Origin of the sequence: Rhizobium sp. CB3090 (assembly GCF_029714285.1) — a bacterium.
GTDB lineage: Bacteria > Pseudomonadota > Alphaproteobacteria > Rhizobiales > Rhizobiaceae > Rhizobium.
Genome location: NZ_CP121662.1, coordinates 3,420,488 through 3,433,726 on the forward strand (window position 1 = coordinate 3,420,488; position 13,239 = coordinate 3,433,726).

Below are 13,239 nucleotides of genomic sequence, written 5' to 3' on the forward strand. Positions count from 1 at the left end.
AGAGTCAACATCATTTTATGAGAAAATATTCCTCTGCCTGAATCCTCTCTCGAAAAATCGAAACAAAGGCTCTATATGACAGCTAAGGAAGGAAGCATTCATGGCCCGCATTGACCAGAGCGAGGATTGGCGGGACCGCCATGCCCCCTCGATCAGCACATTCGAATCCTTGGCCGCGGAGGCTTACGGCCACCTGCCGGACGAATTCCGTTCGCTCACCGGCGATCTCATCATCCTCATCGAAGATTTCCCCGACGATGATGTGTTCGAGGACATGGCGCTGGAAACGCCCTTCGACCTTCTCGGCCTGTTCGAAGGCCGTGGCATATCGGAGCGTTTCACCGCCCAGACCGGGGAAATGCCGAACAAGATCCGTCTCTATCGCCGGCCGATCATCGACTATTGGGCGGAAAACGACGAAACCCTCGGCGACATCATCACCCATGTCCTGATCCACGAAATCGGCCACCATTTCGGCCTGAGCGACGAGGATATGGAGCGCATCGAGGCGAGCGCCGAGGAAGCGACGGACCGCTGAGGAAGCGATCCTGTTACGCTTACTGCTCGGAAAGCTTCATTTCCGGATCGTAATCCTTGCCCGCGACTTCTTTGACGACCGCCTGACCGCACTGCATCAGGCCGGTCGCCGCATTGAAGGCATAGGTCGGCGAGCCCGAGAGTTCCCAGCCCTTGTTGAGGGCAGCGGTTACCTTGTGACAAAAGGAGGAATCGTCCGGTCCGCTGAGGAAGCGATAAAGTTTCATCAAATCGCCTTTCGTAGCATGCTGCCCCTCATCCTGAGCTTGTCGAAGGACGAAGGCGCTCTGAAATCAGGCGAGCTTTATGGACCAGTCTCTCCGCCTGGACAAGATGCAGCCGCTCGACCATGCGCCCGCCGAGGTTCACGACGTTGAGGCCGGCCGCCGCCGGATCGGCGAAAGCGGCGATGATGGCTTCCGCTTCGGCAAGAGCGGCCTCATGTGGCCCGAAATGCCGGTTGGCGGCCTCGATCTGGTTTGGATGAATCAGCATCTTGCCGGCAAAACCCATGGCCCGGCCTTTGGCACATTCGGCGTCGAAGGTTTCCACATCCTTGAAATCGTTGAAAACGCTGTCGATGGCGTCGAGCCCGTAGGCGCTGACGGCCAGGATCACCTGCATGAGCCAGGGCACGAGATAGGCGCGGCCCGGCTGCGGCAACACACCGGTTTCCTTGCGCAGATCGTTGAGACCGACGGTCAAACAATCGAGCCGGCTTCCCGGTGTGCGGCCGGCCTCGGCGATTGCTGCGGCATTCAAGACGCCGCGCGGCGTCTCGATCATCCCCCAGATGCGCAGGCTCTCCGGCGCATCCGCCTCGCCGAGCCTGTCGCTGACAACAGTCACATCCTGCGGCTCGTCGACCTTCGGCAGAAGAACCGCATCGGGCTGGAGCGCCAGCACCAGCTCCAGGTCTTCGGCACCGAAGCCGGAGGACAGCGTATTGATGCGGATGATGCGCTCCTTGCCGGCCTCTTCTTTGCTAGTTGGTAGGCTGGAGAAGAAGGCGCGCAAATTCTCCCGCGCTTCCGCCTTTTTCTCGGGCGCGACGGAATCCTCGAGATCGAAGATGACCGCGTCGCAATCGAGATCGGCTATCTTGTGAAGTGCACGGCGGTTGATCGCGGGGACGCTCAGCACCGAGCGGCGCAGACGGACGGAACGGGGAGGGGCGGGACGGCTCATGACGCAGTTTTGCCGCGCTTTGCCCCGTCAGGCAAGACAACAAAAAGCCATGCTCCTCTTGCAGAGAGAAGGAGAGAGGACCACATTGCCGTGAGTAGAGAGGTCTCGACCATGCAGAATATCCGTTCCTTGTTCATCGCGCTTGCCGGCATCACCGTGTTTGCAGCTTTGGCGCTGTTTACCGTTTCGCTCACGCTCGCTGTCGGCGGCATCCTCACCGTGCTTATGGTGGGCCGCGCGATTTCGTTGCGGATGAAACCTGCTCCGGTGCGCGCCAAGGCGAATGCTCAGCGCGAAATGCGCGTTTGGAACGACGGCCGCGGCACGATCATCGATCTCTAAGCCAAGATCAGGGCAGAGCGGCCACCCGCCGCTCTCCAATGCGCTCATGTCAGCGCAATTCCTGAATTGAGGAACTGCGGCCAAGGCGCCCGGTTTCAGAGCATTCCCAAGATTCCCCTTCATTTTTGCAGGGATTTGCTCTATTGGCAGGATAATTCGTGCATAGACGAAAATTGAAGGCAGGACCCCCATGGACAAGTTCGTGAAGTTGACCGGTGTCGCAGCACCCCTCCCGGTCGTGAATGTCGATACCGACATGATCATCCCGAAGGACTATCTGAAGACCATCAAGCGCACCGGTCTTGGCACGGGATTGTTCGCTGAAGCCCGCTACAATGAGGATGGCTCGCCGAATCCGGATTTCGTGCTGAACAAGCCGGCCTATCAGAATGCCAAGATTCTCGTCGCCGGCGACAATTTCGGCTGCGGCTCCTCGCGCGAGCATGCCCCGTGGGCGCTGCTCGACTTCGGCATCCGCTGCGTCATTTCGACCAGCTTCGCCGACATCTTCTATAACAACTGCTTCAAGAACGGCATCCTGCCGATCAAGGTCAGCCAGGAAAATCTCGACAAGCTGATGGACGACGCCTCGCGCGGCTCCAACGCCATCCTGACGATCGATCTGGAAAACCTCGAGATCACCGGCCCGGACGGCGGCTCGATCAAGTTCGACCTCGACGAATTCAAGCGCCATTGCCTGCTGAACGGCCTCGACGATATCGGCCTGACGCTGGAAAAGGCCAAGGCGATCGACAGCTTCGAAAAGACGAACGCCGCATCCCGCCCCTGGGCTGCCTGATCGATTTCATCATCACATTTGCGTGTCGAAGCCGGGCTGAAAAGTCCGGCTTTTTCTTTTGATGCCATGGCAAGCTCACGACTTTGCCGGCTGTAATATGCCCGACAAAAAGGGGGATCATATAACCTCTGCGGAGCCCTTCAGGCCGCTCCCGCTCCCTCCATTTCCTCCTCCCAATCGGAGCATTTCATGACCTCCCTTCCTATTGTCGGCGCCGCCATGACTCTTGCCGACGTCGAAACCCATCGCAATTGGCTGCTTGAAAAGCCGCGCGATCTGGAACTGCAGAGCTTCGTCGAAGCCGATGTCCTGAATGGCGACTGGTCGCCGCTTGCCGAGCGCGCCAGAAAACTGCTCGACGGCCATCAGGGCCGCCTCGGCATCCATGGCCCGTTCTGGGGCTTCATCATCGCCTCGCACGACCCGGAGATCCGCGCCGTCGTCACAAAGCGCCTGCTGCAGGCGCTCGACGTCTGCGCCAATATCGGCGCGACGCAGATGGTCATCCATAGCCCCTATACGTCGTGGTCCTACAACAATCTCGACAACAACAAGAGCGAACGCGAGAAGATCATCCAATACACGCATCTGACGCTGAAGGACGCCGTGAAGCGCGCTGAAGACATCGGGCTCACCATGGTCATCGAGAACATCGAGGATAAGGATCCCCATATCCGCGTCGGCCTCGCCGACAGCTTCAATTCGCCCGCCGTCGCCGTTTCGATCGACACCGGCCATGCCCATTACGCTCACGGCTACACCGGCGCACCGCCGGTCGACTATTATGTCAACGCCGCCGGCAACCGCCTGCAGCATGTCCATCTGCAGGACGCAGATGGCTATGCCGACCGCCACTGGAGTCTCGGCGAAGGCAATATCCGCTGGCATTCTGTCTTTGCCGCCCTTGCCAAGCTCGACAGCAACCCGCGCCTGATCATCGAGATCAAGGACAAGTCCAAGATCCCGGCATCGGCCGCCTATCTCGCTTCGCTTGGATTGGCTGAGTAAGAATAAAGCAACGCAAACCACCCGCCCTCGTGGTTCGAGACGGCCCTGCGGGCCTCCTCACCATGAGCAACCATTAGATCAAGCAGTCCAAGGGATATTTCTGGCAAGAACGGTGTTGACGTAGATCACGAGTTTTCTAGCGCAAGCGACAAGGGCGCATTTGTGCTTCTTGCCTTTTGCGATGAGACGGTTGTAGAGGGCGACGAGCTGCGGGTTCCATTTGAAGGCGGCTGGCAGTGCTGCGGCATAGAGGGCCTTGCGGGGCCTTGCGCGTCCGCCGGCGATATGGCGCAGGCCGCGCTGATTGCCGCTGTCGTGATCGAAAGGTGCCAGGCCGATGAGGGCGGCGGCTTGTTCGCGCGACACATGGCCCAGTTCCGGCATATCGATGACCATCGACAGCGCGGTGGGCTTGCCGATGCCGGGAACGGAGCTTGCCAGATCAAGGCGTCGAGCGAGATCGGGATGGACACGGACTTCTTTTTCGAGTTGGCGGCGTTCACTGGCGATCCGTCTATTCAAGGCAGCGATGTCGTCTTTGATTTCCGCAATTAGACGCGGATCGCGGCGATGCTCGAGGCGTGTCTTCAGGCGGGCGACGTCTTCGACCATGTCGTCGATGTGGACGAGATGGTCGTGCAAGGCCTGCAGGACGGCGTTTTGCGTGACGTCGGCGATCTTAGGCCGCGGCTCGGTGATCGCCGTGAAGGCGGCGATGATCGAGGCATCAAGCCGGTCGTTCTTGGCCCGGCGCAGCTTTAGGCGCGCGTATAGGCGCACCTGAAGCGGTTGATGCACGAGAACTTGCAACCCGGCCCGGTGCAGTGCCGCGACCGCCTCGCGCTCGTAGCCACCCGTCGCCTCGATGCCGACCCGTTCGACACCCGCCGTCGAAAGCCGCTCGACAACCTCGGTGAAGCCCGCCGCCGTATTGAGCGCCCGGAAGGACGCCTGTTCCACCCCTGTCGCCGCGTCGAGGATCGCCACGTCGAGAAATGCCTTGCCGGTATCTATCCCGGCAACTGTCGTGATAAGCTGCTTCATCTTCGTCGACCCATCCTTGCTATGCGAACCCATGGTTCCTGCAACCATCCGGGTCCGATGAAGAAACGGAGACGATCTTGCTCATGGACAGCCAAAGGCTTCGCCAAGGCTAAGGGCTGAACGATCCATCCCCGTCGCCGGGACCTGGACCGTCATCCAGATCCCGGCATCCGTAAGGATGCACCACTAAAACACAGCCGCCTAATACAAGGGCTAATCTTCTCGTCCAGCTTAAAGCTCACTTCGCCCTCAATCCTGCGCTTGTCGAAGGATGAGCTTATCGAGAGATGAACTGGGCAAGGGATCTGGATGTGCCCCGTGATGACGCACTCCCTCCGCCCTAATGGTGAGGTGCGAAGCCCAGAGCGCAGCCTCGAACCACGAGGGTCGGCCCCAAAATCCCGGTTATTTTCGCGCAGGTCCATGCCGAAGCAGCCTTTGGTTAAGCGCAACAGATCAGCCCTCATGGTGAGGAGGCCCGCAGGGCCGTCTCGAACCACGAGGGCGGTGGTTGCTCTCAAAAGCCCCAAAACCGTACCGCTTCACCGCCTTCCTCGCTTGAAAAGCCGCATTTGCAGGTCTAAGAACCCGCAACCTATTTTTTTGCGGAGGCTTTTCCCATGACAGTGCGCAATCTCTTCCTCCTGCCGGGCGACGGCATTGGTCCTGAAGCCATGGGCGAAGTCCGCAAGATTATCGCTTATATGAATGAGGCGAAGAATGCCGGTTTCGTCACCGACGAGGGTCTTGTCGGCGGCAGTGCCTATGATGCGCATGGCGCCGCCATCTCCGAAGAGGATATGCAGAAGGCGCTGGCGGCCGATGCCGTGCTCTTCGGCGCCGTCGGCGGCCCGAAGTGGGATAGCGTGCCTTATGAAGTACGCCCGGAAGCCGGCCTGCTGCGCCTGCGCAAGGATCTCCAGCTCTTCGCCAATCTGCGTCCCGCCATCTGCTATCCGGCGCTGGCATCGGCCTCCTCGCTGAAGCCTGAGCTGGTCGACGGCCTCGATATCCTCATCATCCGCGAGCTCACCGGCGGCGTCTATTTCGGCGAGCCGAAGGAAATCATCGACCTCGGCAACGGCCAAAAGCGCGGTATCGACACCCAAGTCTATGACACCTACGAGATCGAGCGCATTGCCGGCGTCGCCTTCGAACTGGCGCGCACCCGCAACAACCGCGTCTGCTCGATGGAAAAGCGCAACGTCATGAAGTCCGGCGTGCTCTGGAACCAGGTCGTCACCGCGACGCACAAGGAAAAATATGCCGACGTTCAGCTCGAGCATATGCTCGCCGATGCCGGCGGCATGCAGCTCGTGCGCCAGCCGAAGCAGTTCGACGTCATCGTCACCGACAACCTCTTCGGCGACATGCTCTCCGACGTCGCCGCCATGCTGACCGGTTCGCTCGGCATGCTGCCGTCAGCCTCGCTCGGCGCTCCGGATGCCAAGACCGGCAAGCGCAAGGCGCTCTACGAGCCCGTGCATGGCTCGGCACCCGATATCGCCGGCAAGGGCATCGCCAACCCGATCGCCATGATCGCCTCCTTCGCCATGTGCCTGCGCTACTCCTTCGGCCTGGTGGCCGATGCCGATGCGCTGGAAAAGGCGATCGCCAACGTGCTCGACAGCGGCATCCGCACCCGCGACATCATGTCGGCTGGCAGCCGCCAGGTCGGCACCGCCGAAATGGGCGATGCCATCCTCGCCGAATTCAAGGCTCTGTCGGCATAATCGTCACCTGATATTTCACGTGAAACATCAAAGGCCCTCGCTCTCAGCTTGCAGAGCGAGGGCTTTTTGTTGAACTCGTCGCGGCATACTCCTATTTCCCGTTGCATGAGAACGGAAACGACACCGCCGCCAGTAAGCACAATCCAGAGGCAATTACGACTTTGGCAAAGGCTGGCGCGGCGCTATGACCTTCGCCGCAACCGTCATGGCCGCCTTCCTTGGCTCGGCTATGCGCTGACAACAGTCAATATCGTCATTCTCGCCTTCCTCGTCTTCGATACACCGCTTGGGCAGGCTGCAAAAAACCTCTCGCCGCAACTGATCGCGGTCGCAGGCGACATCACCGATATTGGCAGGCTTGCCTGGATCCTCGCCGCGATCGCCGTCGTGTTTGCCGTCGGCCTTTTCATCGCTCGGCGCTCGCCGACGCGTGGCCGTTACCGGGCCGCCCTTTTCATCCGGATGGTCGCCTATGTCGGCCTGTCCGTTCTGACGACCAGCATTGTCGTGAATCTTCTGAAATACGCGATTGGCCGCGCCCGGCCCCTCCTCTATGATCAATACGGCATTCTCGGCTTCGAGCCGTTTCACGGGGGCTTCCTGTTTCAGAGCTTTCCCTCGGCGCATTCGGCCAATGTCGGCGCGCTCTTTGCCGCGCTGGCTCTGCTTTTCCCGCGATTCCGGCTGCTGTTCATTGGCATCGGCATCTGGCTTGGCGCTTCGCGCATCATCATTGGCGTCCATTATCCAAGCGATGTCGCCGCCGGTTTGGCACTCGGCGCTTGGATCGCCTTCGCCGTTGCGATCCTCTTTTCCCGTTTCGGCCTGGTCTTCTCGACAGGACAAGATGGTTGGCCGCGGCTCCGGCTGAACCATGGACTTCGCTGAACTGTCGACCGTCATGGATCCGTAAAAAAACTGTTGCAGGAGCCTGTTACGGGTTACTGTCGATTTAGCGGGAGTATCGACGACAGGCGGGTGTATATGCAGGCAATCTTGGCGTCCCTGGAGAGGCGGTGGCGGCGAAACAAAAACGGTTTCGCACCGTCGCATTGGAAGATCTGTCTGTTCCTGACCGCCAATGTCGTCTTGCTCGCGGCCTTGCTGTTCGATTGGCCGGTCGGCGCGAACATCAAGAATATCGCACCACCCATTCATTTTTTCGGCAAGCTGCTCACCAATTTCGGCGAATCCGGCTGGATCATCCTGGTCAGCGCTTTCCTATTCTTCGAAGGCTGGGCCGGTAGCCGGCTACTGCAATTGCCGCGCTGTCGCTGTCAAGCCCTGCGCATTTGTCAGATCGGCGGCTATCTGCTGACGACCATCGCGCTTTCGGGCATCATCGCCAATCTCCTGAAACGTGCCATCGGCCGTGCCCGCCCCATGCATTTCGAGGATTGGGGCCCTTTCGGTTTTTCGCCCTTCAACGGCCATGCCGGCTTCGAAAGCTTCCCGTCCGGTCATGCGACCACCATCGGCGCTTTTTTCGTGGCGCTTGCCTTTCTCTTCCCGCGCTATCGTTACATCTTCATCGTCTGCGCCCTTTGGCTGGCGACGACGCGAGTGATGGTCGGCGCCCACTATCCGAGCGACGTTATCGCCGGCCTCGCCCTCGGCGGCTGGTTTTCCTTCATGGTAGCGATCGTCTATTCCCGCTACGGCCTGCTCTTCCGCATTGGCGAGAGCGGCTGGCCGGTGCCGAGATGGCCGGTGCTGAAAGGGAAGTAACCTCTTTGTCGTGGCCTTCGGGCCACCCTCGTCCTTCGACAAGCTTAGGATGAGGGTGGAGCGCATACCGCACCCAGCCGCCGGGCATAAGTCCTTCACTCCGAGGAGCGGGAGCCAAAGGAGGTTAGCCCTCATGGTGAGGCGGCGCGCAGCGCCCTCGAACAAGGAGGGCGAATGAGGGAAAAGAAAATTTCCTTCATCAATATGCCATGCAACGCACCATCACACCCCGAATGGTTGCCAAGCATTCGCTGCATTCATATATCTGAAGCGGCGAATTTGCGGGGAAACCAATCCCGTTCGAGTGTGGCGAAGACGATGACCGATGCAGGACAGACGCGACTGAGCGAAAGGCAACTCGGGTTGATTTCCCGGGCGCTTGCCGAGCCGCGCCGTGTGCAGATCCTGAAGGAAATCGGCGGTCGCGCCGAACCCATGCCTTGCAGCATCCTGACGCAGTGCCATGCTGTCAGCGCCGCGACGATATCGCACCACATCAAGGAACTCGAAAACGCTGGCCTTATCGAGATCGTGCGGGAAGGCAAGTTTGCAAACCTGCTGCTTCGGCGCGATGTCCTGAATGCCTACATGGCGGAACTTGCCACCATCTGACAATTCTTTCTCTCCGCGCCGCAATGGTGCCCTTGTATCAGTTAGATGATTATCTAAATATCAAATGGGCGGGATGAAGGCCAACAATGTAGGGCCTCGTCTGCGCCATCAATTCGATAGTTATAAAATTATCTAACAACCTTCTCGATAGGAGATAACATGAGCAAGCTGGCAGGCAAGGTCGCGATCGTGACCGGAGCATCGAAAGGTATCGGCGCGGGCATCGCCAAAGCATTGGGCGAGGCGGGGGCTGCCGTCGTGGTCAATTATGCGTCGAGCCGCGAAGGCGCCGACAAGGTCGTGGCCGAAATCACCGCCAAGGGCGGCAAGGCGATCGCAGCGCACGGCGACGTTTCGAAAGCCGCCGACGTGAAGCGGCTTTTTGCCGAAACCAAGGAAGCCTTCGGCGGCCTCGATATCCTCGTCAACAATGCCGGCGTCTATCAATTCCAGGCGCTGGAAGAGATCACCGAAGAAGAATTCCATCGCGAATTCAACATCAATGTTCTCGGCACGCTGCTGACGACGCAGGAGGCGGTAAAGCATTTCGGCCCTGAAGGCGGCAATGTCATCAACATCGCCTCGACCGCAGTCACCATGAACCTGCCGACCGCCGCGGTCTATACGGCGACCAAGGCCGCCGTCACCTCGATCACCCAGATCCTCGCCAAGGAACTCGGCCCCCGCAATATCCGCGTCAACACTATTTCGCCGGGCGGCGTCGAAACCGAAGGCGTTATCGCGGCAGGCATCATCGGCAGCGATTTCGAGAAGCATATGGTCTCGCAGACGCCGCTTGGCCGCCTCGGCCAGCCGACCGATATCGCCCCGATCGCCGTTTTCCTCGCTTCGAAGGATTCCGGCTGGCTGACCGGCGAAACCCTTTATGCCGGCGGTGGTCTGAAATAACCGCTTATCCGCAGAGCCGCTTTCCTCCCGACGAGGGAAGCGGCCTTCCTCATGCCACGGTTCCGATCCGGTCAGTCGCCTCCGGCGACAATTGCCAAAACGCCCCCGTCTTCATACTATGATTGCCGTTCGGGTTTTTACGTAGACCCGCGGCCGGTTTTGCTGCAAGCGACATCTTGACCGCGAAAACTTTCAAGACAGATCCTATCTGCAATGCGATCCCTGGCGGGCCAACGCCGTGAATTCCCATGAAAGTCTCTGAGAGATCGCTGTTGCGACCAACGAAACGGAGCACGTCATCATGAATACCGCCAATACCAAGTCGAAACTGGGCACCCGCACCAATCTCAGCGAAGAAGCGACACGCGATATTTCCGCAGCACTGAATTCGCTGCTGGCCGACGTCTTTTCCCTTTATCTCAAGACCAAAAATTTCCATTGGCATATGAGCGGGCCGCATTTTCGCGATTACCACCTGTTGTTGGACGAGCAGGGCGAGCAGATCTTCGCCATGACGGACCCGATGGCCGAACGCGCCCGAAAGATCGGCGGCACCACGCTGCGTTCGATCGGCCACATCGCCAAGCTGCAGCGTATCGCCGATAATGACGCCGAATATGTCGATGCTCAGGACATGCTCGCCGAGCTGGCCGACGACAACCTCAGGCTTTCCGCCGAAATCCGCGCCGCTCACGATGTCTGCGATGAATATGGCGATGTCGCCACCGCCAGTCTCCTTGAAGTCTGGCTGGACGAGACGGAACGCCGCACCTGGTTCCTATTCGAATCCACCCGCAACACCAACCGCTGAAGGCCGAAGCCGATTTCCGCGTTCCCGCCTCGGCGGGAACGCAAAATCCTTGACTCCTGTGGAAAACCCCGTAGAACCGGCGGCGGAAAAGGAAGACCTCCATGGTTCGCTTCGAACAAATCGATAATTTCGGTCACCTGGCAGAATTTGCCGGGCAGGAGTTCCGTTTTCCGGTTTCTTCCAAAACCAAGGCCAAAACGACGACGAAAACCGTCTGACGTCTCTGGCCTGCCGCTCTCTCCCCGGCTCGGCCGGGGACAGGAACCGGTCTTCATTGGCCGTGGTTCCCCCCTCGCCGAAGAGGAGAGAAGAGAAAGAGAGCTTGAGAAATGGGTTTCAAAGTTGCAGTTGCGGGCGCGACCGGGAATGTCGGCCGTGAAATGCTCAATATCCTATCCGAACGCGGTTTTCCGGCTGACGAGGTCGTAGCGCTCGCATCGGCCCGCTCGCAGGGCACCGAAGTTTCCTTCGGCGATCGGACATTGAAGGTTTCGAACCTGGAGAATTACGATTTCTCCGACACCGACATCTGTCTGATGTCGGCCGGCGGCGATGTCTCGAAGAAGTTCTCGCCGAAGATCGGCGCCCAGGGCTGCGTCGTCATCGATAACTCCTCGGCCTGGCGCTATGACGCCGACGTGCCGCTGATCGTGCCGGAAGTGAACCCTGATGCCGTCACCCAGTTCACCAAGCGCAACATCATCGCCAACCCGAATTGCTCGACCGCGCAGCTCGTCGTGGCGCTGAAGCCGCTGCATGACTTCGCCAAGATCAAGCGCGTCGTCGTCTCCACCTATCAGTCCGTCTCCGGCGCCGGCAAGGACGGCATGGACGAGCTCTTCAACCAGACCCGCGCCGTCTTCGTCGCCGATCCGATCGAGTCGAAGAAGTTCACCAAGCGCATTGCCTTCAACGTCATCCCGCACATCGATGTCTTCATGGAAGACGGCTACACCAAGGAAGAATGGAAGGTGCTGGCCGAAACCAAGAAGATGCTCGATCCGAAGATCAAGGTCACCTGCACCGCCGTACGCGTGCCGGTCTTCATCGGCCATTCGGAATCGGTCAACATCGAGTTCGAAAACGAGATCACCGCCGATCAGGCTCGCGATATCCTGCGCGAAGCACCGGGCTGCCTCGTCATCGACAAGCGCGAAAACGGTGGCTACATCACGCCTTACGAGTCCGCTGGTGAGGACGCGACCTATATCTCGCGCATCCGCGAGGATGCGACGGTTGAAAACGGTCTCAACATCTGGGTCGTCTCGGACAATCTGCGCAAGGGCGCGGCGCTGAACGCCATCCAGATCGCCGAACTCCTGATCAACCGCGGCCTTGTCAAGCCACGTAAGCAGGCGGCATAAACGGTTTATAAACCATTTACGGTTTTTCAACCTTTGCTGGTTAAGCAGGATCAAAAGAAAAGCCTCGTCATTTCGGATCGAAAGACGAGGCTTTTGCGAAGCTGCGTTAGGTACGATGTTTCACGTGAAGCGAAAATATTGATCGCGGAACCGTGATAATGACAGAATTGCCGGATACTGGCATGGTCCGGTCACAGTAGGACCGCGCATAGGCCTGGAAAATTGGAAGGCTTATGCGCCATCAAAAACCGTTACCGCGTCTCGCGCGGTAAGAATTCGGGGACTCTGAATGCGCATGACAAAGTCTGGAATGGCAACTCTCGTGGCAGGCGGATTGCTGTTGGTGACGCCGTTTGCGGCGAATGCGGCAGCTTGCGGCAACTCATCGGCTGGTTTTGAGAATTGGGTGCAGGAATTCAAGCAGGAAGCCCAAGCCCAGGGCGTCAGCGCCTCCGTTCTCGACCGAGCCTTTGCCAATGTTCACTACAATCAACCGACCATCCGCGCCGATCGCGGCCAGAAAAGCTTCAAGCTCTCCTTCGAAGATTTCATGAGGAAGCGCGGCGGCCAGACGATCATCAGCCGCGGCAAGAGCATGAAGCAGGCCAATGCCGCATTGTTCTCGAGAATCGAAAAGCGCTATGGCGTGCCGGCCGGCCCGATCATTGCCATCTGGGGCATGGAAACCGGTTTCGGCGGCTTTATGGGCGACCAGCATACGCTTTCCGCCGTGTCGACGCTCGCTTATGACTGCCGTCGCTCGGATTATTTCACCGATCAGCTCTATGCCGCCCTCAAGCTCGTCGGCGAAGGCTATCTCAGCCCGACTGCCCACGGCGCAGCCCATGGCGAAATCGGCCAGACCCAGTTCATGCCGAAGAACGTCGTCAATTTCGGTGTCGATGGCGATGGCGACGGCAAAGTCGATCTGGTCGGCTCCCGCGCCGACGCGCTGGCCTCGACCGCAAACTTCCTGAAGGGCCATGGCTGGCAGCCGGGTCTAGGCTATCAGCCCGGCGAGCCGAATTTTGCGGCGATCGGCGGTTGGAACGATGCAGCCGTCTACCAGCAGGCAATCGCCTATATCGGCAAGCAGATCGACGGCCAATAATCACCGCGATAAATCAAAAGAAGGCGCTCGGCCGAATAGCCCGGGCGCCTTTT

At 59.2% G+C, this 13,239-nt stretch carries 15 protein-coding genes and 1 pseudogene; 13 read left to right on the forward strand and 3 right to left on the reverse strand.

From position 1 onward, the window contains the following. Positions 1 to 100 precede the first annotated feature (100 nt). Complete coding sequence (locus QA646_RS16425) at positions 101 to 538, forward strand: metallopeptidase family protein (protein ID WP_283056471.1); 438 nt, start codon at positions 101 to 103, stop codon at positions 536 to 538. A gap of 19 nt (positions 539 to 557) precedes the next feature. Here QA646_RS16425 and QA646_RS16430 read toward each other — a convergent pair whose 3' ends face one another. Further along, positions 558 to 764 (reverse strand): DUF1737 domain-containing protein, encoded by a 207-nt coding sequence (locus QA646_RS16430; RefSeq protein ID WP_133708732.1) that lies wholly within the window; start codon positions 762 to 764, stop codon positions 558 to 560. A 28-nt stretch (positions 765 to 792) separates the two neighbouring features. Beyond that, positions 793 to 1,725 (reverse strand): CoA ester lyase, encoded by a 933-nt coding sequence (locus QA646_RS16435; RefSeq protein ID WP_283056472.1) that lies wholly within the window; start codon positions 1,723 to 1,725, stop codon positions 793 to 795. Positions 1,726 to 1,836: 111 nt separating this feature from the next. On the opposite strand from QA646_RS16435, the gene QA646_RS16440 reads away from it, so the two are divergent. From QA646_RS16440 to QA646_RS16450, 3 genes are all read left to right on the forward strand, one after another. Further along, a complete protein-coding gene (locus QA646_RS16440) occupies positions 1,837 to 2,067 on the forward strand; it encodes a hypothetical protein (protein ID WP_283056473.1) in 231 nt (76 codons plus the stop codon). Positions 2,068 to 2,257: 190 nt separating this feature from the next. Further along, complete coding sequence (gene leuD / locus QA646_RS16445; RefSeq protein ID WP_283056474.1) at positions 2,258 to 2,866, forward strand: 3-isopropylmalate dehydratase small subunit; 609 nt, start codon at positions 2,258 to 2,260, stop codon at positions 2,864 to 2,866. A gap of 189 nt (positions 2,867 to 3,055) precedes the next feature. Next, a complete protein-coding gene (locus QA646_RS16450) occupies positions 3,056 to 3,874 on the forward strand; it encodes a sugar phosphate isomerase/epimerase family protein (protein WP_283056475.1) in 819 nt (272 codons plus the stop codon). Between the two features lie 78 nt (positions 3,875 to 3,952). Here QA646_RS16450 and QA646_RS16455 read toward each other — a convergent pair whose 3' ends face one another. Then, positions 3,953 to 4,918 (reverse strand): IS110 family transposase, encoded by a 966-nt coding sequence (locus QA646_RS16455; RefSeq protein WP_283056476.1) that lies wholly within the window; start codon positions 4,916 to 4,918, stop codon positions 3,953 to 3,955. A 620-nt stretch (positions 4,919 to 5,538) separates the two neighbouring features. On the opposite strand from QA646_RS16455, the gene leuB reads away from it, so the two are divergent. The 9 genes and pseudogenes from leuB (at position 5,539) to QA646_RS16500 (ending at position 13,186) form a co-directional block, all read left to right on the forward strand. Further along, entirely contained in the window at positions 5,539 to 6,651 is a 1,113-nt protein-coding gene (gene leuB, locus QA646_RS16460) for a 3-isopropylmalate dehydrogenase (protein ID WP_283056477.1), read from the forward strand. Between the two features lie 105 nt (positions 6,652 to 6,756). Next, a complete protein-coding gene (locus QA646_RS16465) occupies positions 6,757 to 7,539 on the forward strand; it encodes a phosphatase PAP2 family protein (protein ID WP_283056478.1) in 783 nt (260 codons plus the stop codon). Between the two features lie 96 nt (positions 7,540 to 7,635). After that, positions 7,636 to 8,379 (forward strand): lipid A 1-phosphatase LpxE, encoded by a 744-nt coding sequence (gene lpxE, locus QA646_RS16470; RefSeq protein ID WP_283056479.1) that lies wholly within the window; start codon positions 7,636 to 7,638, stop codon positions 8,377 to 8,379. A gap of 318 nt (positions 8,380 to 8,697) precedes the next feature. Then, positions 8,698 to 8,991, forward strand: a complete 294-nt coding sequence (locus QA646_RS16475; protein ID WP_107109913.1) for a helix-turn-helix domain-containing protein — start codon at positions 8,698 to 8,700, stop codon at positions 8,989 to 8,991. 159 nt (positions 8,992 to 9,150) lie between these two features. Then, positions 9,151 to 9,900 (forward strand): glucose 1-dehydrogenase, encoded by a 750-nt coding sequence (locus tag QA646_RS16480; RefSeq protein ID WP_283056480.1) that lies wholly within the window; start codon positions 9,151 to 9,153, stop codon positions 9,898 to 9,900. A 301-nt stretch (positions 9,901 to 10,201) separates the two neighbouring features. Further along, positions 10,202 to 10,711, forward strand: coding sequence for a DNA starvation/stationary phase protection protein (locus QA646_RS16485; protein WP_283056481.1), 510 nt, complete (start codon positions 10,202 to 10,204; stop codon positions 10,709 to 10,711). 12 nt (positions 10,712 to 10,723) lie between these two features. Beyond that, positions 10,724 to 10,929: pseudogene (locus QA646_RS16490) on the forward strand (hypothetical protein). 111 nt (positions 10,930 to 11,040) lie between these two features. Next, entirely contained in the window at positions 11,041 to 12,075 is a 1,035-nt protein-coding gene (locus QA646_RS16495) for an aspartate-semialdehyde dehydrogenase (RefSeq protein WP_283056482.1), read from the forward strand. A gap of 289 nt (positions 12,076 to 12,364) precedes the next feature. Then, positions 12,365 to 13,186, forward strand: coding sequence for a lytic transglycosylase domain-containing protein (locus QA646_RS16500; RefSeq protein WP_283056483.1), 822 nt, complete (start codon positions 12,365 to 12,367; stop codon positions 13,184 to 13,186). Positions 13,187 to 13,239: the final 53 nt, after the last annotated feature.

Bases quoted from the DNA above. Each gene is read 5' to 3' on its own strand.
- QA646_RS16425 (WP_283056471.1), top strand. From the start codon at position 101: ATGGCCCGCATTGACCAGAGCGAGGATTGGCGGGACCGCCATGCCCCC.
- QA646_RS16430 (WP_133708732.1), bottom strand. From the start codon at position 764: ATGAAACTTTATCGCTTCCTCAGCGGACCGGACGATTCCTCCTTTTGT.
- QA646_RS16435 (WP_283056472.1), bottom strand. From the start codon at position 1,725: ATGAGCCGTCCCGCCCCTCCCCGTTCCGTCCGTCTGCGCCGCTCGGTG.
- QA646_RS16440 (WP_283056473.1), top strand. From the start codon at position 1,837: ATGCAGAATATCCGTTCCTTGTTCATCGCGCTTGCCGGCATCACCGTG.
- leuD (WP_283056474.1), top strand. From the start codon at position 2,258: ATGGACAAGTTCGTGAAGTTGACCGGTGTCGCAGCACCCCTCCCGGTC.
- QA646_RS16450 (WP_283056475.1), top strand. From the start codon at position 3,056: ATGACCTCCCTTCCTATTGTCGGCGCCGCCATGACTCTTGCCGACGTC.
- QA646_RS16455 (WP_283056476.1), bottom strand. From the start codon at position 4,918: ATGAAGCAGCTTATCACGACAGTTGCCGGGATAGATACCGGCAAGGCA.
- leuB (WP_283056477.1), top strand. From the start codon at position 5,539: ATGACAGTGCGCAATCTCTTCCTCCTGCCGGGCGACGGCATTGGTCCT.
- QA646_RS16465 (WP_283056478.1), top strand. From the start codon at position 6,757: ATGAGAACGGAAACGACACCGCCGCCAGTAAGCACAATCCAGAGGCAA.
- lpxE (WP_283056479.1), top strand. From the start codon at position 7,636: ATGCAGGCAATCTTGGCGTCCCTGGAGAGGCGGTGGCGGCGAAACAAA.
- QA646_RS16475 (WP_107109913.1), top strand. From the start codon at position 8,698: ATGACCGATGCAGGACAGACGCGACTGAGCGAAAGGCAACTCGGGTTG.
- QA646_RS16480 (WP_283056480.1), top strand. From the start codon at position 9,151: ATGAGCAAGCTGGCAGGCAAGGTCGCGATCGTGACCGGAGCATCGAAA.
- QA646_RS16485 (WP_283056481.1), top strand. From the start codon at position 10,202: ATGAATACCGCCAATACCAAGTCGAAACTGGGCACCCGCACCAATCTC.
- QA646_RS16495 (WP_283056482.1), top strand. From the start codon at position 11,041: ATGGGTTTCAAAGTTGCAGTTGCGGGCGCGACCGGGAATGTCGGCCGT.
- QA646_RS16500 (WP_283056483.1), top strand. From the start codon at position 12,365: ATGCGCATGACAAAGTCTGGAATGGCAACTCTCGTGGCAGGCGGATTG.